Origin of the sequence: Rhodoferax sp. TS-BS-61-7 (assembly GCF_002943465.1) — a bacterium.
Taxonomy (GTDB): domain Bacteria; phylum Pseudomonadota; class Gammaproteobacteria; order Burkholderiales; family Burkholderiaceae_C; genus Allorhodoferax.
This window is the reverse complement of sequence record NZ_PTQY01000006.1, coordinates 234,318-258,859: the sequence shown is the minus strand read 5'-3', so window position 1 is coordinate 258,859 and position 24,542 is coordinate 234,318. Positions and strand designations below refer to the sequence as shown.

The 24,542-nt window shown below is 64.3% G+C and carries 17 protein-coding genes; 8 read left to right on the top strand and 9 right to left on the bottom strand.

All coding sequences use genetic code 11. From position 1 onward, the window contains the following. Nucleotides 1–188: 188 nt before the first annotated feature. Both C5F53_RS16625 and C5F53_RS16620 read right to left on the bottom strand, forming a co-directional pair. Nucleotides 189–416, bottom strand: coding sequence for a hypothetical protein (locus C5F53_RS16625; RefSeq protein ID WP_105262504.1), 228 nt, complete (start codon nt 414–416; stop codon nt 189–191). A gap of 166 nt (nt 417–582) precedes the next feature. Continuing rightward, on the bottom strand, nt 583–1,539 hold the full coding sequence (locus C5F53_RS16620; RefSeq protein WP_161499955.1) for a LysR family transcriptional regulator: 957 nt from the start codon (nt 1,537–1,539) through the stop codon (nt 583–585). 66 nt (nt 1,540–1,605) lie between these two features. On the opposite strand from C5F53_RS16620, the gene C5F53_RS16615 reads away from it, so the two are divergent. Beyond that, complete coding sequence (locus C5F53_RS16615; RefSeq protein ID WP_146097386.1) at nt 1,606–2,610, top strand: serine aminopeptidase domain-containing protein; 1,005 nt, start codon at nt 1,606–1,608, stop codon at nt 2,608–2,610. A gap of 231 nt (nt 2,611–2,841) precedes the next feature. Next, nucleotides 2,842–3,774: a LysR family transcriptional regulator gene (locus C5F53_RS16610; protein WP_105262501.1), complete on the top strand. Its 933-nt coding sequence runs from the start codon at nt 2,842–2,844 to the stop codon at nt 3,772–3,774. An 82-nt stretch (nt 3,775–3,856) separates the two neighbouring features. Here the strand turns inward: C5F53_RS16610 and C5F53_RS16605 are convergent, their stop codons facing one another. Then, a complete protein-coding gene (locus C5F53_RS16605; protein WP_105262526.1) occupies nt 3,857–5,032 on the bottom strand; it encodes an FAD-dependent monooxygenase in 1,176 nt (391 codons plus the stop codon). Between the two features lie 87 nt (nt 5,033–5,119). On the opposite strand from C5F53_RS16605, the gene C5F53_RS16600 reads away from it, so the two are divergent. From C5F53_RS16600 to C5F53_RS16590, 3 genes are all read left to right on the top strand, one after another. After that, nucleotides 5,120–6,577, top strand: a complete 1,458-nt coding sequence (locus C5F53_RS16600) for a sensor domain-containing diguanylate cyclase (protein WP_105262525.1) — start codon at nt 5,120–5,122, stop codon at nt 6,575–6,577. Nucleotides 6,578–6,653: 76 nt separating this feature from the next. Then, nucleotides 6,654–7,310 (top strand): cation transporter, encoded by a 657-nt coding sequence (locus tag C5F53_RS16595; RefSeq protein WP_105262500.1) that lies wholly within the window; start codon nt 6,654–6,656, stop codon nt 7,308–7,310. A gap of 132 nt (nt 7,311–7,442) precedes the next feature. Further along, complete coding sequence (locus C5F53_RS16590; RefSeq protein ID WP_105262499.1) at nt 7,443–8,075, top strand: hypothetical protein; 633 nt, start codon at nt 7,443–7,445, stop codon at nt 8,073–8,075. A 49-nt stretch (nt 8,076–8,124) separates the two neighbouring features. Here the strand turns inward: C5F53_RS16590 and C5F53_RS16585 are convergent, their stop codons facing one another. Further along, nucleotides 8,125–8,769 (bottom strand): NAD(P)-dependent oxidoreductase, encoded by a 645-nt coding sequence (locus tag C5F53_RS16585; protein WP_105262498.1) that lies wholly within the window; start codon nt 8,767–8,769, stop codon nt 8,125–8,127. 127 nt (nt 8,770–8,896) lie between these two features. On the opposite strand from C5F53_RS16585, the gene C5F53_RS16580 reads away from it, so the two are divergent. Beyond that, complete coding sequence (locus tag C5F53_RS16580; protein WP_105262497.1) at nt 8,897–9,799, top strand: LysR family transcriptional regulator; 903 nt, start codon at nt 8,897–8,899, stop codon at nt 9,797–9,799. On the opposite strand, the gene C5F53_RS16575 is transcribed toward C5F53_RS16580, so the two are convergent. The 5 genes from C5F53_RS16575 to C5F53_RS16555 all read right to left on the bottom strand — a co-directional run bounded on the left by C5F53_RS16575 (nt 9,796) and on the right by C5F53_RS16555 (nt 21,686). Continuing rightward, the gene (locus C5F53_RS16575; RefSeq protein ID WP_105262524.1) at nt 9,796–12,708 is read right to left on the bottom strand and encodes an aconitate hydratase; all 2,913 of its coding nucleotides are present in this window, start codon (nt 12,706–12,708) and stop codon (nt 9,796–9,798) included. The two genes, C5F53_RS16580 and C5F53_RS16575, sit on opposite strands and share 4 nt — an antisense overlap. Before the next feature lie 117 nt (nt 12,709–12,825). Then, nucleotides 12,826–14,151, bottom strand: a complete 1,326-nt coding sequence (locus C5F53_RS16570) for an NAD(P)/FAD-dependent oxidoreductase (protein WP_105262496.1) — start codon at nt 14,149–14,151, stop codon at nt 12,826–12,828. A 23-nt stretch (nt 14,152–14,174) separates the two neighbouring features. Further along, a complete protein-coding gene (locus C5F53_RS16565) occupies nt 14,175–17,411 on the bottom strand; it encodes a tectonin domain-containing protein (RefSeq protein ID WP_146097385.1) in 3,237 nt (1,078 codons plus the stop codon). Between the two features lie 12 nt (nt 17,412–17,423). Then, nucleotides 17,424–19,391, bottom strand: a complete 1,968-nt coding sequence (locus tag C5F53_RS16560; RefSeq protein ID WP_161499954.1) for a hypothetical protein — start codon at nt 19,389–19,391, stop codon at nt 17,424–17,426. 63 nt (nt 19,392–19,454) lie between these two features. Further along, nucleotides 19,455–21,686, bottom strand: coding sequence for a hypothetical protein (locus C5F53_RS16555; protein WP_105262493.1), 2,232 nt, complete (start codon nt 21,684–21,686; stop codon nt 19,455–19,457). Between the two features lie 135 nt (nt 21,687–21,821). On the opposite strand from C5F53_RS16555, the gene C5F53_RS16550 reads away from it, so the two are divergent. After that, on the top strand, nt 21,822–22,517 hold the full coding sequence (locus C5F53_RS16550; protein WP_105262492.1) for a response regulator transcription factor: 696 nt from the start codon (nt 21,822–21,824) through the stop codon (nt 22,515–22,517). Between the two features lie 17 nt (nt 22,518–22,534). Next, the gene (locus C5F53_RS16545; protein ID WP_105262523.1) at nt 22,535–24,484 is read left to right on the top strand and encodes an ATP-binding protein; all 1,950 of its coding nucleotides are present in this window, start codon (nt 22,535–22,537) and stop codon (nt 24,482–24,484) included. The last annotated feature ends 58 nt before the right edge of the window (nt 24,485–24,542 follow it).

Here is a 24,542-nt window from a genome sequence, read left to right as displayed (position 1 = left end):
CTCGATTGCGCGCATTGAACGCCTGCTTAACTCCAGACCGCGTGCATGCTTGGGCTTCAAGACCCCTGCTGAGGTACTCTCGGAACTGCGCAACCAATGTCGCGATTCGAACTAGAAATCAAGAAATCGGCCTCTAGCATCCACAGTTATTGCGCGAGCAGCTTCTCTTTTGATAGCAAACTTTGGTTTTACTCCACGTTGATTCCGGTGAAGGCTGCGGTCTTGCGGAAGACAACCTCCCCCGTCGCGACCAGCACCACCCGGATTTCCCGGCCATACGGAATGGTGACACTTTTGGCCGCCACTACGGTTGCCAGCCCACGGTCGTGCACCAGCACGTGGTGGGAGCCTGCCGCGGGCAACAGCGGCCCCACCATGATGTCCGAACTTTCGATGCGATAACTCGATCTGTCCATTCAAACCTCCTCGCCAGCCCAAAATTTGGGGGAAATTGATCGTGCGCAGCCTGTGTGACCGCGCCGTGTCAATCACCGGCCCAAGGCCACAAACAAATTGATCGAAAAACCTGTTTGATAGTGGGCAGCTACCGGATGCCCTCTCTAGTGCCCATGGCGGCCAGAGTCACAAACCTGCAGGCGCCGCCGTTGGCGCGTTGTCTTGCACAAACTTGGCAAACGCCCGTGCCACCGCGCCCAGCTGCGGGCGCGGCAGGGTCAGCAGCTGCACGGCATTGCCCTGGCGGATGTTGAGGCTCCATTCGGGCAACAGCTCGACCAGCCGGCCGGCGGCCACTGCGTCTTGCACGCAGTAGCTGGGCGCCAGCACCACGCCCATGCCGCCTTCGGCCAGGCGCACCAGCACGGTCAGGTCATCGCTCTGCGCGGCGGCGGGCGCACGCGCGCAGATGACGGCGTCGCTGCCGTCACGGCGCACCCAGTGCATCTCGGGGTTGGTGGACACCGGGCCCAGCAGGAGCAGGGGCGCCGGGGCCAATTCGTCTGGGTGCTGCATGGGCGCCCACTGCCCGGGCGCACACCAGGCCCCCACATGGAAGCGCAGGTAGGGCCGGGCCACCCAGTCGGGTGGCGGCCGGTTGGTCACGCGAAATGCGATGTCCACCCCCTCGCGCAACAAGTCCACCCGCCGGTCGGAGATGATCAGGTCGTAGTTCACCTCGGGGTGCAATTCGCGAAATTTCAGCAGCAAGGGGGGCAGCACCGTGGTGCCAAAACTGGGCAGCGAGGTGATGCGCAGGCTGCCAGCTAGGCCAGCGCGCACCGACGTCAAGGTGCCGCGCGCTTGCTCGGCTGCGTCCAACACAGCCACGGCATGCGGCAACAGGCGCCGGCCAGTGGCTGTCAACGCCAGCGAACGCGTGGTGCGCAAAAATAGCGTCTGGCCAGTGCGCTGCTCCATGTAGGCAATGCGCCGGCTCACGGCAGCACGGGTCTGCCCCACCTGCTGCGCTGCCAATGAAAAACTACCGGCGCGGGCCACACGGGCGAACAGCTCCAGGGCGTCTGCATCCAGTGCGGGTGCCCGCTGGGCAATGCGAGGGGGTGGTTTTTTTGGTTCCATAACGTTGACAGAGTGCATGCAGTGCGCCGTCTAGTCAAGCACCGCCAAACCGGGGACGATGGCACCATGACCTCCACCAACACCCAAGACATCGCATCACGCTGGCTGCCCGCGGCCAACATGACCCCCGCCATGCAGCACCTGACGCAGGCCTTTGAAGCCCCGCCGGGCCAGAGCCATGCCGAGCTGGACCTGTGCCTGACCGCGCAGGACGGCACGCAGCTGTGGGCCACGGTATTTGAGCCCCACACACCCGCGCGGGCCGTGGCGCTGGTGGCGCCCGCCACCGCCGTGCCGCGCCACTACTACCGCGCCTTTGCCCGCTGGTTGTGTACCCGGGGGTACGCCGTCATCACGCTGGACTACCGGGGCATTGGCGAATCACGCTTGGCCGCGCAGCCGGCCCACAGCATCAGCATGCGCGACTGGATGCAGCAAGACCTGCAGGCCGCACTGGCCGCCGTGCAGCACCGCGCGCGGGCCGACGATGGTGCGCCGCTGGCCACGCTGTGGGTGGGCCATTCGCTGGGTGGCCACGCGCTGGCGCAATGCCAGGGGCTGGAAGCCATTGACGCAGCCATTGGTGTGGCAGCGCAGCTGCCGTTTTGGCGCCTGTGGCCACGCTGGCACCAGCGCCTGGGCGCCCTGTTCTTCTTCGGGTTCTGGCTGCCGCTGTGCGTGCGCCTGTTGGGTGGCCTGCCGGGCTGGGCCATAGGCGGGGGTGAAGACCTGCCTGCCGCAGCCGCGCGCGACTGGAGCCGCTGGGGCCTGATGCCGGGCTACTTCACCAGCGACCCCACGGTGGAAATCACCGCGCACCGCTGGACCGGCACCGCCCACTTGTGGGCCATCAGCGATGACAAGGTGTTTGGCCCGCGCCGTGTGGTGGAGGCGCTGCAACAGGCCTTTGCCAGCGCGCCCGGCGTGGCGGAGCTGCGGCATGTGACACCGGCCGACCTGGGTGTGCCACGCATTGGCCACTTCGGACCCTTCCGTCGGCAGATTGGCGAGCGCCTGTGGCCGCGGCTGCTGGACGAGATTGAAATGGCCGTGCCGCAGCTCAAAGGCTGAGACGCGCCTGCCTGCAACCCACCAACGACACCCCGGGTACGGAGTGCCCCTGTTGCCTGCAATCGCCGGGTTTGGCTGGCTCTCTGGCGGGTAGCCGAAGAGTGCAAGGCAGCAGAGTGGGTGAGGCGATTAGACGGTGCGCCCATCCATCTGTCCAATATGCATTTCATATGCAAACATCTGTAATCCAGATGGATAGGCTACGATGGCGGACTACTCTGCCCCCACCCCATGGAACTGCGCCAACTCCGCTACTTTCTTGCCATTGCCGACGGCGGCTCGTTTTCCAAGGCGGCAGAGCGGGTGTTTATTGCCCAGTCGGCCCTGAGCCACCAAGTGGCCCAACTGGAGGACGAGCTGGGCACGCCCCTGTTTCACCGCTCACGCCGTGGCGTGGAGCTGACCGAGGCGGGCAGCCGGTTTTTTCCACACGCGGTGTCCATCCTGCGCCAGGCGGATGAAGCGATTGCCAGCGCACGCAGCGACAGCGTGGCGCCCAGTGGCAAGGTGGTGTTTGGCATTCCGCACAGCGTGTCCCACGCGCTGGCGCTGCCACTGCTGCGGGCCGTGCGCCAGCAGTTGCCCCAGGTGCAGCTGGAGCTGACCGAGGAGTTGACCGGCAACCTGAGCAAGCAGCTGCGCACCGGCCAGATCCAGCTGGCCGTGCTGTTTGACGACGGACAGCTGTCCGAGTTTGCGACCACGCCGCTGCTCCGTGAGCAGATGTATTTGATTGAGCCCGCGCAGGACGGCAAAAAACGCAAGGCCAGCATCACCCTCAAGCAGGCGCTGGCCCTGCCGCTGACCCTGCCGGCCAGCCCCCACGGTGTGCGCCCCACGATTGACCACGCGGCCGCACGCGCCGGCCTGGCGCCGCCGCAGGTGGAGGCCGACATCAGCTCCATCAGCATCCTGCGCACCACCCTGCTGGCCGGGCTGGGGCGCACGCTGCTGCCGCTGATGCCGTTTCAGCACGAGATAGAGACCGGCCTGCTGCACGCCACCAAGGTGGGTAGCCCGCCGCTCACGCGCACGCTGGCCCTGTGTGCCTCGGGCCATATTCCGGGGTCGGTGGCGTCCAAGGCGGTGGAGCGCCTGACCCAGGCGCTGGTGCGCGAGCTGTGCAACACGGGCCACTGGCAAGGCGCCAGCCTACTGCGCTGAAATACAAGCCTTTTAGTGCCCTAGCCCTCGTAGGTATTGCGCAAGCAGCTATCAAATAAATAGCAAATAAACCAATGGTGAATCAGGCGCCATAGCCATACAACCAGGGTAAGTCCAGTAGCCGCGCACCCAGCAGCCGCAGCGACACGTCGCGCCCCACCCGCAGTGGGCCACGCAGGTGAAAGATCTGGCCATTGCGCAGCGCACGCGCCTGCACGCGCGCATTGCGCTGCCAGCGGACCTGGGCATAGTGCGCCAGCGCCGCCGGCACATCGGCCGGTAGGGCCTGCAACGAGGCCACCAGCTGCTGCGCATCCTCCATCGCCATGCCGGCGCCCTGTGCCAGGTAGGGCCGCATGGGGTGGGCCGCGTCGCCCAGCAACGCAATGCGACCCTGCGCGTGCTGTGCGGCACTGACCAGGGGCGGCCGGTCGTACAACGGCCACAGGCGCCAGTCGTTGATCGCGTGGATCAGGTCCAGTAGTGGCGCCTGGGCATTGGCCAGGCGCGCGCGCAGCTCGGCGGCATTGGCGCTGTGGTCCCAGGACTGCGGGTCGCCCGCGGCATGGCCTTGCACGATGGCCACCACGTTGAGCCATTCGCCACCGCGCACCGGGTACTGCACCGCGTGGAACTTGGGGCCCAGCCAGGCGGTGACCACCTGGCTGCGCAGCATGGCGGGCAAGGCGTCTTGGCGCACCAGGGCCCGGAAGGCCAGGTGGCCGGTGGCGCGCGGCGGGCTGTGCGGCAGCAGGTGTTGGCGCACCTGGCTCCACAGGCCATCGGCCCCCACCAACAGAGGTGTGTGCAGCGTCTGCCCCGCCGCAGTCTGCAACTGCACCGCGTCTGCAGACTGCTGCACCTGGGTCAGCGTGGTGGCCAGTTGCAGGTCCACCGGGTGGGTTTGCACGGCCTGCAACAGCAGCGCATGCAGGTCGGCCCGGGCCAGCGTGGCATAGGCCGCGCCGTAACGTGCCACGGCCTGTTCGCCCAGTGGCAGCACGCCCAGCGTGGCGGCCGTCAGCGCGTTGCGCACCTCCAATTGGGCAGGAAACGCGGCCACGCGGCGCAGCGCTTCGCCCAGACCCCAGCCCTGCAACACGCGCACCACATTGGGCCCCAGCTGAATGCCTGCGCCCACCTCGCCAAAGGCAGGGGCCTGCTCCAGCAGCCGCACCGGCAGGCCCGCACGTGCAGCGGCCAAGGCAGTCGCCAAACCACCAATCCCGCCACCCACTATCACCATCGATGTGTCCATGTCCGCCATTGTCCATGCCGTAGGTGCGCCGGGGTTTGACTTTGCGCAGCTACACTGCTTGTGACCTCTTTTTTTGGCACCCGGCCCATGACCTCCTCCACCGACTTTGAACTGCTGTTTGACTCCGCCCCCATCTCTCTGTGGCTGGAGGATTACAGCGCCCTGAAAGACCTGTTTGACCAATGGCGCACCCAGGGCGTGACCGATCTGGAAGCCCACCTGCGCGCCGACCCAGCGCGTGCCGCCCAATGCTCGCAGTGTTACCAGGTGCTTCGGGTGAACCAGCAGACCCTGCGCCTGTTTGGCGCCAGCAGCCAGGAAGAACTGATTACACGCCTGCCCGAAGTCTTCCGCGGCGACATGTTCGAGCGCATGGTGAGCGAGTTGTGCCAAATGTGGAATGGCGCGCTAGAGTTTTCCAGCCAAAGCGTGAACTACGCGCTGGACGGGCGCCGCCTGGATGTGCAGATCCATGTGCGCATCTTGCAGGGCCACGAGGCGCGCTGGGACCGTGTGATGGTCTCGCTGCAAGACATGACCACCCATACCCAGGCGCGCCAGCTGCTGGAGCGCAGCGAGAAGCACGCACGCAACCTGTTTGACCTGTCACCGGTGTCGCTGTGGGTAGAAGACTTCAGCGGCGTGAAGCGGCTGATGGACGATGTGCGCTACTCGGGCGTGCAGGACTTTCGGGTGTTTTTGAGCGTGCACCCCGAGTTTGTGGGCCGCTGCATGGAGCAGATCCGCGTGCTGGACGTGAACCAGCACACGCTGGAGATGTTTGCCGCCACCAACCGCGCCGACCTGCTGAGCAAGCTGGACCTGGTGTTCAAGGGCGAGATGGGTGTCTCGTTTGCCGACCAGCTGCTGGACCTGTGGAATGGCAAGACCATGCAAACGCGCGAGGTGGTCAACTACTCGCTCAGCGGCGAGCTGATAAACATCCACATGCAGTTTGCCGTGATGCCGGGCCACGAGGCCGACTGGGACATGGTGCTGGTCTCGCTGGTGGACATTACCGCGCGCAAAAAGGCCGAGGCCTACCTGGAGTACCTGGGCAAGCACGATGCGCTGACGCGCCTGCGCAACCGCGCCTTCTACGTGGAAGAGCTCAACCGCATCTCACGCAAAGGCCCGTGGCCGCTGAGCATTGTGGCCATGGACCTGAATGGCCTGAAGGCCGTCAACGACACCCAGGGCCACGCCGCTGGTGATGCCATGCTGCGCCGCGCCGGCGAGGTGCTGGCCAAGGCCGCAGGCGACCAGCAGCCGCTGTGCATAGCGCGCATCGGTGGGGACGAGTTTGTGGCGCTGATGCCCGGTAGCGACGAGCGTGCCGCGCTGGGTCTGCGCGAGCGCATCGAGTCCATCCTGGAGCTCAACAACCAGTTCTACCCCGGGCAAAAGCTCAGTCTGGCGATAGGCATTGCGTCTTGCCACAGCGCGGCCGAGGTGGAGTCCACCATCCACGCGGCCGACCAGGCCATGTTTGAAGCGAAGACGCGTTACTACGAGCTGGCCCAGCTAGAGCGCCGCCGCAACTGAGACACCCTGCTGCAAAAAGGGGTTTGACTCTACAGTGGCTTCAGGGTTTCCAATGCAGGTATCAAAAGGAACACACATGAGCCAACACTGCTGCGAACACGAAACCCCTGCCGTCGACACCCTTCAAAACCCCGCGCGTTACCGCCGCATTCTGTGGACGGCGCTGCTCATCAACGCCGCCATGTTTGGCGTGGAAATGGCGGCCGGCTGGCGCTCCGGCTCCCTGTCACTGCTGGCCGATGCGATTGACTTTGCCGGCGACGCGCTGAACTACGGCGTCTCGCTGGCCGTGTTGTCGGCCGCCTTGGCCTGGCGTGCACGGGCTGCGCTGCTCAAGTCCGTCAGCATGATGGGGTTTGGCCTGCTGGTGCTGGGCCGCGCGGCGTGGAGCCTGTGGCAAGGCACCGTGCCCGATGCTGCCACCATGGGTGTGGTGGGTTTTCTGGCCCTGGCTGCCAACGTGGCCGTGGCCTGGATGCTCTACGCGTTTCGTGAAGGCGACGCCAATATGCGCAGCGTGTGGCTGTGCTCCCGCAACGACGCCATTGGCAACATCGCCGTGATGCTGGCCGCCCTGGGCGTGCTGGGCACCGGCAGCGGCTGGCCCGACCTGCTGGTCGCCGTGGGCATGGCCGCGCTGGCGCTGCAAGGGGGTTGGCAGGTGTGGCGGCAGGCGCGGGGGGAGTTGGCGCAGACCGGGGGTGACCATGACCACCACGGGCATGCGCACTAGCTGGACATCTATATCAAATTGGCTGCTAACGCTCATGGATATTGCGTGAGCAGCTTCTTTTTTTATAGCGTTATAGGAACTGAATGAGGATTCAGCTATAAATCGAGCAGCTACAAAATCTAGGGAGAAGAAATGTCCGTCTGGCTCAGTTTGTCTGTCTCGTTCATCGCGCTGATAGTTTCAGCCATTACCGCTTGGCTAACCCTCTTCCGAAGAGGTCAGCTGATGATGACCCAGCCCACCGTGGTGTTCTTTGGCCCTGACGGGTCGGCATTTGATAGCGGCAAGAGTAAGGTCTATTTGCGGACATTGCTGTACTGCACAGCCAAGCGGGGCTTTGTCCTTGAAAGCCTTTTTCTTTCTCTGCAGCGCAATGAATCCAAACAAAATTTCAATATTTGGGTTTACGGAGAGAAAGGAAGTCTGAAGCGAGGCAGCGGGCTATTTGTTCCTCAAGATGGCGTTACGTTTGACCATCATTTCTTGCTTCCAGAAGATGGCGCGGACTTTCCCTTTCTCGCTGGTGCGTACACACTCAAAGTATTCGCAAAAGCAGTTGGTCAGCAAGCACCGTTTGAATTAATGGAGGTCAAAGTTTCCATTGGCGAAGGACACGCCAGGTCGCTCTGCGAGCCTCGCACTGGCATTTACTTTGACTGGGGGCCAGACCAGCAAACCTATCATCCACACATTCAAACGCGCCACACTGAAACTCCGGATATGAAGAATTTCTTGAAACTCATTGAAGCGCAACGCACAACTTAATCCGTCCTATACCCAGCCCCATTGCTGAGGATGGGTATATCGATTCGCCTCAGTTCGCCACGGTAAAGCGCTTCTGGATGTGCTTCGGTGTTTCGATCTCATCCACGATAGCCACGGCCATGTCTTCTACCGAAATGCTGCCCGGTGCGCCGCCTTCGGCCCACAGCGGGGCGTCGGCACCCACGCGGTACTGACCGGTGCGTACGCCGGGGTTCAGCAACATGGCGGGGGAAAGGAAGGTCCAGTCCAGTGTGTTTTCTTTCTGGATCAGGTTCAGCGCGTCACGCGCGGCGCCGGCGGCCACTTTGTATTCAGCGGGGAACTCGGGGGTATCGACCAGTTGCACGTCGGGGGCCACAAACAGGCTGCCTGCGCCGCCCACCATCAACAAGCGCTTCACGCCCGATTGCTTGACGCCGGCAAAGATGGCGTGCGTGGCTTGCAAAAAGATCTCGGCGATTTTGGGTTCGGTCCAGCCGGGGTTGTAGGCGCTGATGACGGCGTCGTGGCCGGCAGCGGCCTTGGCCACTTGGGCGGCGTCCAGCGCGTCGGCGGCCACCACGGTCAGGCCGGTTTGGGCAGCCAATTTGCCAGGGTTGCGGGCCAGCACGGTGACCTGGTGGCCACGGCTCAGCAATTCGGCCAATACGGGGGTACCCACAAAACCGGTGGCGCCAATCAGAGCGATTTTCATAACAAAACTCCTGGGGAAAATGGAACGGGAAACAGAAGCTGCCAGTGTGATTACTTCACAACACTCTGAATAGACGGTAAATTTCGCTTTCACTGTGAAGTAAAACTAATTAATAAGACCATATTCCATGGACCAACTCAAACGTATGGCGGTGTTTGCCGAGGTGGTGGCCAGCGGCTCGCTCAGTGCGGCGGCCCGCCAACTGGGCATGACGCCCTCGGCCGTGAGCCAACACCTGCGCCAGCTGGAGGCTGCGCTGGGCCTGGCGCTGCTGCACCGCTCCACCCGAAAACTCACGCTCACCGAGGCCGGGGCGCGTTATGTGGAAGGCTGCACGGCCATGGTGGCCGCGGCCCGCGCGGCCGACCAGGCGCTGGAACACCACCGGGACGAACCCGAAGGCGAGTTGCGCATTGCCGCGCCGATTGGTTTTGGTGGCCTGCTGGCCACGGCCCTGGCACCGCTGCGCAACTTTCCCAAACTCAGCCTGCGGCTGCTGATGGACGATGCGCTGGTGGATGTGATTGCGGAGCGGGTGGACATTGCCGTGCGTGTGGGCGGCCTGCCGGACTCCAGCCTGGTGGCCCGCAAACTGGGCACGCTGCGGGCGCAGCTGTGTGCCTCTCCCGCCTACCTGGCCGCCCGCGGCTGGCCCCAGCACCCTGCCGACCTGGCCCGGCACGACTGGCTGGGCGGGCGCCCGCAGGCCGCGGGGCAGGAACTGCTGCAGTTGCACAGCAGCGACGGGCAGGTGGCGCGGGTGCAGGTCACCGCCAGGGCGTCTGCCACGCAGGTGACGGCGCTGCACTCCTTGTGTGTGGCGGGCTGGGGCATCAGCATCGTGCTGAGCGACGACGACCGCCGCGCCTTGGCCGATGGGCGCCTGGTGCCGGTGCTGCCGGACTGGAGCCCACCGGACTACGAGGCCTACGCCATCACGGCACGCCGCGGGGAACAACCGGCGAAGGTGCGCCATGCGCTGGACCTGCTGGTCCGGCACTTTGCCACATTGGAATCCAGGATCGCTTAGCCCTGCAGCAGCTGGCGCAACACAAACGGCAAGATGCCGCCGGCACGGTAGTAGTCCACCTCAATCGGCGTGTCCACCCGCAACGTCAGCGTCAGCGTTTGGGTGGTGCCATCGGCGCGCGTGATGCGCAGCGTGGCGTCGCTCTGCGGGGTCAGGTTGGCGTCGGGGATCACGTCGATGCGCTCATTGCCTTTGAGACCCAGAGACTGCCAGGAGTCTGTGCCCTTGAACTGCAGCGGCAGCACGCCCATGCCCACCAGGTTGCTGCGGTGGATGCGCTCAAAACTCTTGGCAACCACGGCCTTGATGCCCAGCAGCTGCGTGCCCTTGGCGGCCCAGTCGCGGCTGGAGCCGGTGCCATATTCCTCACCCGCAAAAATTACCGTGGGCACGCCGTCCGCCACGTACTGCATGGCGGCGTCGTAGATGGCCATCTTGTGGCCTTGGTCCGGGCCGTCGTGCTGGTAGATGGTCACACCGCCCTCCTCGCGCGAACCGGCGGCGTCGGCGGGAATCATCAGGTTCTTGATACGCACGTTGGCAAAGGTGCCGCGCATCATCACGTCGTGGTTGCCGCGGCGCGCGCCGTAGCTGTTGAAGTCGGCCTTTTGCACGCCATGCGCCAGCAGCCACTGCCCGGCCGGTGAGCTTTCCTTGATGGAGCCTGCGGGCGAGATGTGGTCGGTGGTGATGGAGTCGCCAAACAGCGCCATGATGCGGGCACCCTGCACCGAGGATTCAGTGCCATTTAGGCCTGCAGCCCCCGTACTACCTGCGCGAGCAGCTACTGAATCCATAGCAAAATCGGCGAAGAACGGTGGCTCGGCAATGTAGGTACTGGTAGGCCAGTTGTAGGCCTGACCGGCCACGCCCTTGATCTTGTCCCACAGCTTGCCGGGCTCGGTCTTCACCTTGGCGTAGTTCTCGCGGAAGGCCTTACCCTTCATCGCAAACTTCAGCAGCTTGTAGATCTCGTCGCTGGTCGGCCAGATGTCGCCCAGGTACACATCTTTGCCGCCCTTGCCTTTGCCCACCGGCTCGGTCATCAGGTCGCGGTTGACCGTGCCAGCGATGGCGTAGGCCACTACCAGCGGCGGGCTGGCCAGGAAGTTGGCCTTCAGGTTGGGATGAATGCGCGCCTCGAAGTTGCGGTTGCCCGAGAGCACGGCGGCACAAATCAGGTCATTGGTGGTGATGACTTCATTGAGCTCGGGCGTCAAGTCACCCGCGTTGCCGATACAGGTGGTGCAGCCGTAGCCTGCCACTGCAAAGCCCAGTTTTTCGAGGTACGGCAGCAGGCCGGCCTCGGTCAGGTATTCGGTGACGATGCGCGAGCCGGGCGCCAGGCTGGTCTTGATGTGGGGCTTGACCTTGAGCCCGGCCTCAACCGCCTTCTTGGCCAGCAGGCCCGCTGCCAGCAATACGCTGGGGTTGGAGGTGTTGGTGCAGCTGGTGATGGCGGCGATCAACACGTCGCCGTTGCCGATGGTCAGGTCCGAACCGCTGCCTGCGGCCACGGCCGTGGTGGCGGTGTTGGGCGCGTGGTTGGCCGCCAGCGTGGGTTTATTGCCTTCCATCTCCACCACCTGGCGTGGGGCGCCGGGTGGCGTGGCGGGTGCCTTGGGCACTTTGACGTTCAATGGCTCGTCCCAGGTGCGCGCCAGATGACGCGTATGGAACACGGCGGCGCTCTGGTTGAAGCCGTTTTCAGCATTGGGCTTGGAGAACAACGATTCAAACTGGCTGGCCACCTTGCCCAGCTCGATGCGGTCTTGCGGGCGTTTGGGACCGGCCAGGCTGGGCGTCACATTGCCCAGGTCCAGCTTCACCACTTGCGAGTAATCGATGTCACCTGATTTGGGTACACCAAACAGGCCCTGCGCCTTGAAGTAAGCCTCAAAGGCTTCCATCTCCGGCTTGGTACGGCCGGTGCCCGCGAAGTAGTCCATGGTCTTTTCGTCCACGGGGAAGAAGCCCATGGTGGCGCCGTATTCGGGTGCCATGTTGGCAATCGTGGCGCGGTCTGGCAGAGCCAGCGTGCGCGTGCCCTCGCCAAAAAACTCCACGAACTTGCCCACCACCTTGTGCTGGCGCAAGATTTCGGTCACGGTGAGCACCAGGTCGGTGGCGGTCACGCCTTCGCGCAGGCGACCAGTCAGCTCAAAACCCACCACGTCGGGCGTCAAAAGGTACACCGGCTGGCCCAGCATGGCGGCCTCGGCTTCAATGCCGCCGCAGCCCCAGGCGACCACGCCAATGCCGTTGATCATGGTGGTGTGGCTGTCGGTACCCACCAGTGTGTCGGGGTAGTACACATCCTTGGCCGTCTTGTGCACACCACGCGCGAGGTATTCGAGATTCACCTGGTGCACGATGCCAAAGCCGGGGGGCACGACGCGGAAGGTGTCAAAGGCCTGCATGCCCCACTTCATGAATTCGTAACGTTCGCGGTTGCGCTGGAACTCCAGCTTCATGTTCAGGTCCAGCGAGTTTTTCTTGCCGTAATGGTCCACCATCACCGAGTGGTCCACCACCAGGTCCACGGGCACCAGCGGCTCAATGCGTTTGGGGTTCTTGCCCAGCTTGACGGCCACGCTGCGCATGGCTGCCAGGTCAGCCAGCAGCGGTACGCCGGTAAAGTCTTGCAGCACCACGCGGGACACAACAAACGGAATCTCGTTGGTGCGGTGGCCCGTGGGGCTCCAGTTGGCGACTTCGGCCACATGCTCGGCCGTCACTTTCTTGCCATCGCAGTTGCGCAACACACTTTCCAGCACGATGCGCATGGACACCGGCAGGCGCTTGATGTTGGGAAACTGTTTGGCCAGGGCGGGCAGCGAATACAACTTGCCGACCTTGCCAGAGGCGGTCTTGAAGTTCTTGAGGGTGGAGGCAAAAGCGTGGGGCATGGAACTCTCCTGTGACAGCGTGGCAAACAACACAACAACCATTGTGGCGCGATTGCCCGCCGCGTGCAGCGAAAAACCACATCAACCCTGCCTTGCACCAGGCAGGGGCGCGCCGGGTCAGCTGTCCTGCTTCACCACAATGCGGGCGTGGCGCTCAAAGGTCCAGTACGACCAGGCCCAGTCAATCATCACGACCAGGCGGTTGCGAAACCCGATCAGGAAAAACACGTGGATAAACAGCCAAAACAACCAGGCCGGGAAGCCGGTAAAACGTAACTGGCCCAGCAGCGGCACACCCACATCGGCCACCGCGGCCTTGCGCCCAATGGTGGCCAGGTCGCCGTAGTTGACATAACGAAACGGCAACCCGGCCAGCCCCTGCATGCGCCGCAGGATGTTGGCGGCCGCGGCGCGGCCCATTTGTTTGGCGCCCGGTGACACGCCGGGCACGGGTGCCGGGTCTTTGCCGGGCACATGGCTGAAGGCGGCAGCCAGGTCACCCACCACACTGATCTCGGAATGCTGGGGCAAGCTCAGGTCGGGCAGCACCTGCACGCGGCCAGCGCGGTCCAGCGTGGCGCCAGTAGAGGCCGCCACCACCTTGCCCAGCGGCGACGCGGCCACGCCGGCAGCCCAAACCACGGTGGCAGCGGCTATGCGTTGGGTTTGCCCGCCCTCTTCCAACGTGATGCCATCTGCGTCGATGTGCGTGACACGGGCACCCAGCCGCACTTCCACGCCAATTTTTTCGAGCTGGCGTTGGGCACTCTCACTCAGCGCCTGCGGGTAGTTACCCAACACGCGCGGTCCGCCCTCAATCAACAGCACACGCGCCTTGTGGGGCTGGAAGCGGCGGAACTCACCTTTGAGCGTGTGGCGTGCAATCTCCACCATGGTGCCCGCCATTTCCACGCCGGTGGGGCCGGCACCAATCACCACCGAAGTAAGCAAGGCATCCCGCTCGACAGTGGGTGCGTCCACGGGCAGGCTTTCGGCCTTTTCATAGGCCATCAACATCTGGCGGCGGATCACAAACGCGTCTTCCAGCGTCTTGAGGCCAGGTGCATGCGCCGCCCAGTCGTCATGGCCAAAGTAGCTGTGGGTGGCGCCTGCGGCCACGATCAGGTGGTCGTACGGCAGGGTCTGCCCATCGCCCAACTGCACGGTACGGGCCTGGGCGTCCAGCCCCGTCACCTCGGCCATCAACACGGTCACATTGGGCTGGCGGCGGAAGATACGGCGAATCGGCTCGGCAATGGCCGGGGCGGTGAGCCCTGCGGTGGCGACCTGGTACAGCAGGGGCTGGAAGAGGTGGTGGTTTTGCCGGTCCACCACCGTGATGTCGACGTTGGCGTGGCGCAGGGCTTTGGTTGCCTCCAGCCCGCCAAAACCACAACCAATGATGACGATGCGCGCACGCGCTGCAGAAGCCTGTGAAGTCATGCCTTCATGGTAGCAGCGGTGGATTACCGGGCCTTGAAGACCCGGTAATTGGTGCCATCGGTGCTGGCCACCATCCAGGGGCGACCGTCAGTGGCCACGGCCAGGTAGCGGATCTGCGTGACCGCGGGCGAAGTCACCACCACATCCCACTGCAGGCTGGCTGCATTCCAGCGCAGCAGGCGCGGCGCACTGCCCTGCAGGCCAATGGCAAATACCGAGCCATTGGCGCCAGCCGCTATGCAACCCGGCACCGCCCGGTCTGAGGCCGGGAAGGTCGGGCACAACGTGAGCCCGGCCGGCGTTGGGCGCTCGAAGAAGGCATTGTTGAGGTACTGGAAGGCGCGGCGCGTGAAGGGGCTGTTGGTGTCCGAGCGCACCAGCCAGACCGGCCCCGAGGGCTCCACAGCGAGCGCGTCTTCATTGCCAGGCAGCTGAAAACTGGTCACCACAAACTGGTTGCTGGCCGGGTTGTAGCGGTACATCGTGCTGTCCTGCACGCCCGTGCCTCCCGTGTCCGGCCCCATCACATACACACTGCCATCGGCCGGGGCGGCCACGTCGAGCCAGCGCTTGGTAAAGGCCGGCAGTGGCACATCACTGATGCCCATGGCGGCCACACCGCCTACGGCCTGCCAGCCACCATTTTTGTAGGTCCACAGCCTGCCGTTCACCGAGCCATTCACGGGGTGCACCCAGGCCCACAGGCTGTCGGCCACACCAATGGCCAATCCGTCCACCTCGCCACCGGGCGGCATGGCCAGGCCAGTGGCTACAAAGCCCCGCTTGCTGGCGTCATATGCCACCAGCGAATCCGAGCCCACACGGCGTACCGCCATGACCTTGCCACTGGCGCCAATGGCCAGGTAATGCGCCCAGGTAGGGGAGCTTGGCTGATTAAGGTCCGGCACCTCGTCAAACACCAATGTGGTGGAGAAGGTAAACGGCGACACCGCGGTGGTGGTGTTCACCGGCGTGCTGGGGGTGGCGGCGGCGGTGATGTCGTCGCGGTCTTCCTTGCGGTTGAACAGTGCGCTGGCCCAGACCTCGGTGCCATTGCGCACCACCCAGGGCTTGCCGCCGGGGCCAATGGATACGCCCACCACGCCCATCAGGCCGGTGCGGTCCCAGCGGTTGTCGCGGGCGTTGAAGGACTGCAGAACACCGTCCAGGTCCACCGCCAGCAGTGTGCCCTCAGGGCCGATGGCAATTTCTTTGGCGCGCAGTGCCTGGCGCTCGCAGGGCTGCACATCGCAGCGGTACACCCAGTCGTCACGGATGGTCCAGGGCCGACCGGCGGGGTCGAGCGCAAGTTTTTTGCCTTTGGGGGCCGGGTCGTCCAGGCGCGGCGTCATCACCTTTTCAAACGTATCCTGCGCCGGCTTGTACAGGTAGAGCGACTCGTCGCTGGCCGCAGCCATGACCGTGCCGTTGCAGGCCACCGCCACATCACGTGCCGTGAAAATACTGCGCACCAGCAGCCACTTGCTGCCATCGTGGCGCCAGACCTCGCCCTTGGCGGTCACGCCCCAGGGTTTGCCATCCGGCGCGACGGCAATGCGCTGCATTTGCCCCGGAAAGCTGCGAAAACGCTGGCTCAGGTTGCGCCACTGGGCCAGGTTACTGTCGGTGTCCACCACCATCACATTGCCGTCTTTGCCGATGGCGATGTGGCGCGCCGCGCCCTGCAGCTGGCGAAAGTCGGCCTGCCGAAAATCGGGCACCCGTCCACCCACGGCCGCACTGCACTCGCCGCCCGGCACCGCCGCCTCTTCAAAGAGGGATGAGGCATACACCTCGCCGCGCGGGTTCACCACCCAAGGCTTGTCGCCCGGCCCCACGGCAATGGCCACTGCCTCGGTAGTGATGGATTCCCATCGTTTAAGAAAGTCGTCATAACGCGCTGGTGTGCGGTCCTTGCGCACCACAAACACCGTGCCTTCGGGGCTGATGGACAGGTCGGTGGCCTCCACGCCTTCGTGCGGCTGCCAGGCACCGTCTTCATAACTTTGCACCAGGCCTTCCCGCGTCAGCACCCAGGGCACATTGGACGAGCCCACAGCCAGGCGCACCGCCGTGCTGGGGGCGTTGAGCGAGAGCCAGCCACCCTGCGGGTCCCAGTAGGCGGGGCTGCCGTTGGGCAGCAAAATCCACGCGGCACCCTGCGGCGTGATGGCAACGTCCAACGCCTGGCCGGTAGCTTCAAGCCACTGGGAGCCGCGCCAGTTGTAGATGCGCCCCTGGGCCGTGACCGCCATGGCGTTGCCCGACGGGCCCACGGCAATGCGCTCAAAGGTGCCGGGCAGGCGCTGCCAAAGGTCTTTGCCCTTCCACTGCCAGACCTCACCATCCGGCCCCAGCGCCATGACCTGGCCCTTGGCCGCGATGCTCAGCGTCTTGGCCCGACCCTGCACCCGCCGCCAAACGTAGCTGCGCGAGAACACGCTGGACTCCACCGCCAGTCGGTTCGCCTTGGCCGGGTTGCCGGTGTCGTTGGTAAAAATCTGGCCATCGGGGGTGGCGATCCAGGGTTTGTTGTCAGGCCCTGCGGCCACCAGCGAGGCCACGGCCAAGAGAGGCGACCAGGCGCCCACAGCGGCGTTCCAGCGCAGCGGCTGCTGCGCGGTGCTGACCATGAAACCGCTGTTGCGCACCCCGGCTGAAATGTCCTGTGCCTGGCCCGGCAGGCGCCCCCAGGCGCGGCCGTCGTAGTGCTGCAGTGTGGTGTCGCGCAGCACCACCCAGGGCAGGTCGCGGTCGTCCACATCGACCCGCGCCACACCGGCAGGTGCACCCGCTACAGCCACAAATCCCTGGCGCGCATCCCAGCGCAACAGCGCTCCATCACGCGTAGCCAGGTAGGCCTGGCCCGTGGGGCCCACGCCTACATCGGTGGCGGCGGGGCTCATCACCGCCTGCCAAAAAGTCCCGTTGTAGCGCCAGGCCAGCCCCTGCGCGTCCAGTGCCCAGGCACTGCGTTCGTTGGCCGCGTCGATGCGCGCGAACACACCCGGCAGGTTGACCCAGCCACTGGCAGGCCCGGGGCGGCGCATCCACACCAACCCCTCCGGGTCGAGCGAAAAGGCCGCACCATCGGCGCCGACCGAGAGGTCGATGGCGTGGCCGCGCAGCGCGGTCCAGGCCAGGCGCTCGGCTACCACGGGCGCGATGGCTTCTGGCGAAGCGGGTTTAGCCTGGGTCTGGGTCTGGGCGAACGCGGGCTGCCACAGGCAGCACAGGAGCACAAATAAAAGGTGCTTCACACCAGGCCCGCATCAGTAGTACAGAAAGCGGACGGCGGCGCGCAAACGGTCTTCCGTGGTTTCTATGCGTTTCCACGAAGCGGCTATGTCCCCGGTGCGGAACTCGCGGTACAGCGTGCCGCTCTCGAGCGCCTGGGTGATCTCGCCCACGTTGGGGGTGGGCTTGAACCAGGGCTTGTACTTGTCTTCAAACTCGACCATGGCCACCTCGCTGGGCGTCATGGTGGCGCGCTCGGCGGCAATGTCCGCCTCGGCGCGGTTGGTGTACTGGGTACGCCGCGGCGTGAGCAGAATCAGCACCGACTTGTAATAGTCACGCGTCACGTTGCGCGAGAACAGGTACTGCACGATAGGCACGTCCTGCAGCACAGGAACGCCATCGCGGTCCTTGGTCTGGTCGCGCTCGGAGAGACCCGAAAGGATCAGCGTTTCGCCAAATTTCATGACCACATTGGCGTTGACCATGGTCTTGTTGGTGTCCAGGCGGAAGTCGAACTTCACGCTGGTGCTGGGGATGGCCAGAAAGGTCCGCTCGGCCACCACATTGAGCTTGATCAGGTTGTCGGGCAGGAACTCGGGCGTGACCGAGAGCTTCACGCCCACTTCTTTCTGGATCTGCACCGAACTGCCCTGCCCACCCGACACCGCAGCGCCCACGATGTCCTGGCCCGAGAAAAAATTGGACGGCAGGTTGCCCAGGGCCACCAGCGTGGGCCGTGCCAGCACCTCGTTGCGCTTGGCGTTGGCGTTGGCGATGTTGAGGCTGTAGGTCAGCGCCGGCACCTGGATCAGGCGCGTGATGACGCTGCTGTTGGTGCCGGTGGAGTTGCCGGCGTTGATGTTGTCCGTCGTGGTGCTGCTGGTACCGCTGCTGGCAAAGGCCGGCGTCTGCGTGAGCGGGTTGCCAAACTGGATCTTCAAGCCATCCAGCAGGTTCACGCCCATGGCCTGGGTGTTGTCTTCTTCGGTGCTGATGATGCTCACGTCCACCACCGCCATTTGTTTTTCCACAAAGCCAGTACCACCGGCCATGCCTGGCATGCCTTGCATACCGGGCATGCCCTGGACACCCGGTTGCAATGCACCACCGTAGGGGTTGACCGCCGCACCCGGAAAACCGGCGTTGCCGGTGCTGCCAGGGAAGGCGCCGCCCGCCGGGGCCGCGCTGCTGCCGGAACCAAAGGGAAAACCACTGCGGGTTTGCGTCTTGATCATGCCCGCGCGTTGGTAAGAGCGCAGCCAGGAGTCCACACGTACTTCAACCTGCTTCACGTCTTCGGCCCCCACCGCCGCCTTGCGCAAGCGGGTGAGGTAGTTTTCGGCTTCCACCTTGTTGTTCAGTGAGGCCGCCACGATGGCCGAGGCGCGTAGCACGGTCGGGTCTTCGGGTCGGGTGTCCATCAGCGTGCGCAAGCCCTCCAGTGCGGCGGCAGCCACTTTGGGGTCACGGTCGTAGTAGGCAGCCACGGCCAGGTCGTACAACAGCTCGGGTTCGTTGCCCGCATAGAGCGCGGCATCGGCCAGGCGCTGCTTGGCCTTGCCAAAGTCGCGCTGCTGCATGGCCAGCAAGCCACTGTAGTAGCGGGCCAGCCAGTTGGACGCATCAAACTGCGTGGCCATCTCAAAGCCTTGCTCGGCCAGCGCAAACAAGCTGCTTTCGCCACTCAGGCCCCGCATCTGGTAGGCCACGCCATTCAGAAAGTGCAGGTAGGAGTTGGACATGTCGGTCTTGACCGCCAGGTTGAACAGGTCCGAGGCCTTCTTAAAGTCCTTGGCATCCAGCGCCTTGATGCCCTCGGCCGCCAGCATGCGTGGTGCGGTGGTGAGTTTGTCCTTGGGGATGCTGCTGTACAGGTTGGTCCTGGGCTGTGCGCTGGTCAGGGGACTTTCCTGCTCGCTCTTGGCCAGGCTGCCCATAGATTCACAGCCGACCAGCCCCACCGATACCAGCACCGACAACAAGGTGGTCGCACTGCGCATGGGAAGATCCGTGCGACGTTGGGGAAAAAGCAAGGGGGGATTCATGGTCAGGTTAGTCATGGCTCAGTCTTTGCACTCGGGCATTGTGTCCAGCTCACCTACGAGGTTGTTGTAGGTGGATGCGCTTCCCGCGATCTTATACACGGTCAGTAGCTGGTCCGCAACGATGGCCATGGTGCGGCTCTTGCCTGCAGCCGTAGCGGCCTTGGCCTCGGTGCTGAGTCCATTGGTGACCACTTTTTCTGCCACCGAGAACGCCAGCTCGCCGATACCTTCGCAGGCGGCCTTGGAGGGGAAACCGCTCCCGGTAGAGCCCGCTGGCAAGAACCTGGTCATCACACCCTTGGCCTCTGCCGCGGTGAAACATGCGTAGGCTTTCTGCGCATCGTGGACCACCACCTTGCCCAGTGCACACACCTGCAGGCCCATGGCACCAAACGTGATGGTCGAAGCGCCCGCAATCAGGCACTCCTGGGTTTTGGCTTCGTTGAAAACGCGGGTGCTCAGGTTGATCATGTTGCCGGGGATCTGGGCCGACTGGCTCACGATCTTGGCCAGCTCTGCCGGGAAGGCACAGTAGAAGCCGTCTTGCGCCTGTTCGAAACACTGGTTGGCCTCGTTGATCTTTTTCTTCATGTCGGCATTGCCGTAGGTGCTCACCAGAGAAGACACCTGCTTGGTGCCTTTGAAGTAGGCATCGAGGGGAAACACCCGCCGCCCAATCACACCACAGTTGGCATTGATCAGGTTCCAGGCGTCCACCGCCAGATCGGCCACCGCATAACCGACGATCTCGCCGTTGCGCACAATTTCCTTACCAACGACTTTGCCGCCCTGCTCCACAGAGCGCCCCACCGTCACCGCAACCTTCTCGGTGGTGTTGGCCACCTTGTTGGCAACGTCCACCGTGCCGGTCGCCACCTGGTTGGCCACGCTGGTGGCTTCACGCGCCAGTTCGTTGGCCGCGGCCACCGTTCCCCCGGCCACCGTGTTGGCGGCAGCCGTGGTTCCCCCCGCCACCGTATTGGCCGTGTTCACCACAAAGGTGGTAACCGATTCGGCCACGGCCCGCAGGTTGAAACCTGACGACGGTTTGGTGGTGATGCGGTCCCAAATCCACCCGCGATTGTCATTCGGCCCGTTGCCCTTGTAGACCACCAGGTTGCCGTCGTCCTGCAGCGCCAGGAAATAACGCCCAATCGGCCCACCGGCGCCCGATGGCGAACATCCCACAAAGCCGCGGTTGGCGGTCGGTGTGCCCTGGTAGGTGCACGAGTGCCCGTCGGGCTGAATCACCATGTGGTACTGGCGCTGCGGATCAACCGGAATGCCCCCATGGCTCTGGAACCAGCGGCGGCTGTTGTTGCTAGGGTTACCTTCGTAAATGACCAGCTGCCCATCGGGCTGCAGGTCCAGGCGAAAACGTCGGTTGGCCGACCACATGGTCTCGCCCTGGCTCAGCCAGTCGCCCAAACGCATGACATCGCGCCCGTTGGCAGAACGTGGTGGCGGAGCCATCAGTTCGTCGGTAGCGCGGTTGGGCATGCGTGCTTCGCGCATGCCGTAGTTCATCCAGTGTTCGTACAGCCGGCCTGCGTCGTAGCCAAACGCATTTTTCAGGTCGGGGTACTTGTTGGCATAAAACACCGTGTCCAGATTGACGCTGAGTGCGCGCTGGCGGCCTTCGTCACTGATGCCGTTTTTGGGCGAGCGGCTCTCCTGGCGTCCATAGGTAATCCAGTGGTCCATCAGGCGCCGGGCGTCCCCGCCAAAGGCGTTCTTCAAATCAGGGTACTTGGCCGAGTAATAGACCGGGTCCAGCAACGAAGTCCAGACCAGCACGGCCGCGCCCGTGTTGGCAGGGTCGCCACGGTAGACCTCCATGTCCCCGGAATCCCGCAGAATCAAAAAGTAGCTGCCACCCGCACCATTGCTGTAGTTGCACCACACGCCCGATGCGCTGGGGCCGTTGATACACAGGTTGCCGTCACCTTGCATCACCACCGTGCCGTTGGCAGCGCGCGTGTTGTTGGATTTGGAGGACCAGACTTCACGCCAGGGATTGACGTTGACCGCATGGATGATGAAATTGCCATCGGGCCACACCGTGGCGCGGTAGGTCTTGTTGGTCGACTCCAGGTACTGGTTGGTCTTGATGGACTGGTTGGTCCGCAACGTGTTGCCCAGCGACTGCGCAGACACGCCGCCGCCCCAACACAAGGCCAGCCCCAGTAGCACCAGAGCACGCAGCCACGCTGCAGCCCCCCCATTCAACAAGACGGTCCGGATAGGCATGGGGTGTTCCTTAGGAAGGGCGGTGGCAAAGGCTGACGAAATCCAGCTGCGCGATGATAGGTAGACGCCCTGCCCTTGTCTGTAGTCAAAACGCGCTACAAACACGCCTGCCGTTCATTGGACAATGTCGGTCCGATGCAATTCGAGCCGCCCGCCCCAGACGCCCACCCTATCCACGTGGCCATCGTTGAAGATGACCCCAGCTTCAGCGATGCACTGGCTCGGGTGCTGCAAGCGGCGCCGGATATGCACCTGGCAGGCCAGGCTGCCACCCGGGCCGCGGGCTTGGCCCTGCTGCAGGGCCCACCGGCCGACGTGCTTTTGGTAGACCTGGGCCTGCCCGATGGCTCGGGCATCGCCGTCATCCAGGCCGCAGTCCAGCTTTGGCCCAGCTGCAGCATCATGGTTAGCACCACCTTTGGGGACGAGACGCATGTGATGCGCTCCATTGAAGCCGGGGCCGCGGGCTACCTGCTCAAGGACAGCTCGCCGGCCAAGGTGCTGGACGAAATTCGCAGCCTGGCTAGCGGAGGCAGCCCCATCAGCCCCATCATTGCGCGGCAGATACTGGCGCGCTTTCGCCAGGCCCCCGGCTCCACACCCAGCCCCAAAAGCACTGCCCCCGACATGCCGTCACCGCTGTCAGCCCGCGAAAAAGAGGTGCTGGACTACATCACCAAGGGCTTCACCACGCACGAGATCGCCAAGCTCATGGCGCTGTCCCACTTCACGGTGCGCACCTTTGTGCGGCGTATCTACAGCAAGCTCAAAGTCAACTCCAAAGCCGAAGCCATCTACGAGGCCAGGACCATGGGCCTGCTGCCCGACTAGGGCGAATGGGCACACACATGGCCACCCGCCACCGCCTCGTCTATGTGTTGTTTGCCCTTTTAGTGGCCGCGGCCGTGGCCGCCAGCGCCTGGCTGTCTGCCACCGCAGAAGGCACAACACCCAACCCTGCAAATGCCGCCCTGCACCTCACCCAGGCAGACTGGCAGGTGCAAGAGGCCCCGGCTTTCAGCGCCCCCCCTGCCACCCAAGACAGCAGCACCTTGGCGCCCCACTGGCAGCCCGTGGCCCTGCCCCTGGCACTGCCGATTGCCCTGTTGGGCCAGGCAGGCAGCGCGGCAGCCCCACCCGCGGCACGCGTGACCTGGTTGCGTGTGGCCGTGCCGCCGCAGCCCGCCCCAGAAGGGGTGCTGGCCCTGTACGGCGCGCGCATCAAGACCGACGGCACCATTGCCGTGTACCTCAATGGCCGCCTGGTGCACCGCGCCCAGGCGCAGGGCCCCTTGTGGAACAGCACGCGCACCCCTTTGTGGGGGGTGCTGGATACACACACCAGCAGCCAGCCGGTGCACGAGATCTTGCTACGCGTGGAACATGCGGCCAAAACCCAGGTCGCGGTGTCTTCGCTCTGGCTAGGCCCCGAAGCGGCACTGCGCGGGCGCCATGACCTGCGCCATTGGCTGCAGCTGGAACTGCCGGCCCTGCTCAGCGCGGCATTTTTGGCAGTGGGCGTGTTTGCACTTTTTGTGTGGCTGCGGCGCCGGCACGAGAGCGGCTACCTGCTGTTTTTTGCCCTGGCCGCCACCTCCTTTTTACGCAGCCTGCATTTTTATGTGGACCGGCCCGTGAGCAACGACTGGTTTGCCTGGCTGACGGTTAACTCCCTGTTCTGGCTGGTGGTGACGGTGCACTTTTTTCTGCGCATGGTGCATGGCCGCCCGCAGCGCTGGTTGAACCGCGGTGTGCTGGGTGCCACGCTGTTGGTGGGCGTGTTAACACTGCCGGCCTTGGCCGTATTGCCCAACACTGCCAAGGTCACCCCCCTGGTCTACGCACTGGCGGGCAGCATGGGCACCATCGTCGCGCTGGTCGGCGGGGTGACAGCCTGGCGCACCTCGCGCGAAGGGCGGCTGGTGGCCAGCGGTTTTGTCGCCTGCATCCTGTTTGGCCTGTCGGACTGGCTGCTGCAAAACAACTTCGTCAGCCCCGAAAGCCTGTACTTCGGTGCCTACGCCAACGCGGTCACCTTTCTCGTCTTCGGCGGGCTCATGTACCGGCGCTACACCCACGCCATCAGCGCGGTGGAAGAGCTCAACGCCAACCTGGCAGACCGGCTGCAGGCCCGTGAGGCCGAGCTGGAGCAGAGCCACCAGCGCCTGCGCGAGGTGGAGCTGCAGCAAACCCTGAGCCGGGAGCGGCAGCGCCTCATGCAGGACATGCACGACGGCCTGGGCTCCACGCTGATCAGCGCCATCCGTTCGGTGGAGCACGGCGGTCTGAGCGACGCCCGGATTTCGCACATCCTCAAGGACTGCCTGGACGACCTCAAACTGACCATCGACTCCATGGAGCCGGTAGAGGCCGACCTGCTGCTCTTGCTGGCCACACTGCGCTTTCGGCTGGAGCCGCGGCTGGAGGGTACCGGCATCCAATTGGACTGGCAGGTGCAGGAGCTACCCACGCTGACGTGGCTGGACCCGTCCAGCGCGCTGCACATTCTGCGTATCGTGCAGGAGAGCATTGCCAACATCCTGCGCCACACACGCGCCACCACCATCCGCGTGCACACGGCGCGCCAGGGCGACGCGGTGCAGGTGGTGATTGCGGACAACGGCCAGGGCTTTGACGTGGCCGCCGCCCTGGCCAAACCCGGTGGGCGTGGCCTGCACAACCAGCAGCGCCGGGCCCAGACCGTGGGTGGGCGCGTCAGCTGGGAATCGGGCCCGCAGGGCAGCACCTTCACGCTGCACTTGCCGCTGGTGCGCACCCACCGCTGCGCTGTGAACTAGGGTTTGTGCGGAGGCGCCTTGTCGCCTGCGTTATCGACAGCGGGCCAGTGCCATGCGT

Excerpts from the sequence above, each read along its gene's own strand:
- C5F53_RS16605 (WP_105262526.1), bottom strand. The coding sequence starts at position 5,032 with ATGGACACATCGATGGTGATAGTGGGTGGCGGGATTGGTGGTTTGGCG.
- C5F53_RS16590 (WP_105262499.1), top strand. The coding sequence starts at position 7,443 with ATGTCCGTCTGGCTCAGTTTGTCTGTCTCGTTCATCGCGCTGATAGTT.
- C5F53_RS16550 (WP_105262492.1), top strand. The coding sequence starts at position 21,822 with ATGCAATTCGAGCCGCCCGCCCCAGACGCCCACCCTATCCACGTGGCC.
- C5F53_RS16625 (WP_105262504.1), bottom strand. The coding sequence starts at position 416 with ATGGACAGATCGAGTTATCGCATCGAAAGTTCGGACATCATGGTGGGG.
- C5F53_RS16555 (WP_105262493.1), bottom strand. The coding sequence starts at position 21,686 with ATGCCTATCCGGACCGTCTTGTTGAATGGGGGGGCTGCAGCGTGGCTG.
- C5F53_RS16545 (WP_105262523.1), top strand. The coding sequence starts at position 22,535 with ATGGCCACCCGCCACCGCCTCGTCTATGTGTTGTTTGCCCTTTTAGTG.
- C5F53_RS16600 (WP_105262525.1), top strand. The coding sequence starts at position 5,120 with ATGACCTCCTCCACCGACTTTGAACTGCTGTTTGACTCCGCCCCCATC.
- C5F53_RS16575 (WP_105262524.1), bottom strand. The coding sequence starts at position 12,708 with ATGCCCCACGCTTTTGCCTCCACCCTCAAGAACTTCAAGACCGCCTCT.
- C5F53_RS16620 (WP_161499955.1), bottom strand. The coding sequence starts at position 1,539 with ATGGAACCAAAAAAACCACCCCCTCGCATTGCCCAGCGGGCACCCGCA.
- C5F53_RS16560 (WP_161499954.1), bottom strand. The coding sequence starts at position 19,391 with ATGCGCAGTGCGACCACCTTGTTGTCGGTGCTGGTATCGGTGGGGCTG.
- C5F53_RS16570 (WP_105262496.1), bottom strand. The coding sequence starts at position 14,151 with ATGACTTCACAGGCTTCTGCAGCGCGTGCGCGCATCGTCATCATTGGT.
- C5F53_RS16610 (WP_105262501.1), top strand. The coding sequence starts at position 2,842 with ATGGAACTGCGCCAACTCCGCTACTTTCTTGCCATTGCCGACGGCGGC.
- C5F53_RS16595 (WP_105262500.1), top strand. The coding sequence starts at position 6,654 with ATGAGCCAACACTGCTGCGAACACGAAACCCCTGCCGTCGACACCCTT.
- C5F53_RS16615 (WP_146097386.1), top strand. The coding sequence starts at position 1,606 with ATGACCTCCACCAACACCCAAGACATCGCATCACGCTGGCTGCCCGCG.
- C5F53_RS16585 (WP_105262498.1), bottom strand. The coding sequence starts at position 8,769 with ATGAAAATCGCTCTGATTGGCGCCACCGGTTTTGTGGGTACCCCCGTA.
- C5F53_RS16580 (WP_105262497.1), top strand. The coding sequence starts at position 8,897 with ATGGACCAACTCAAACGTATGGCGGTGTTTGCCGAGGTGGTGGCCAGC.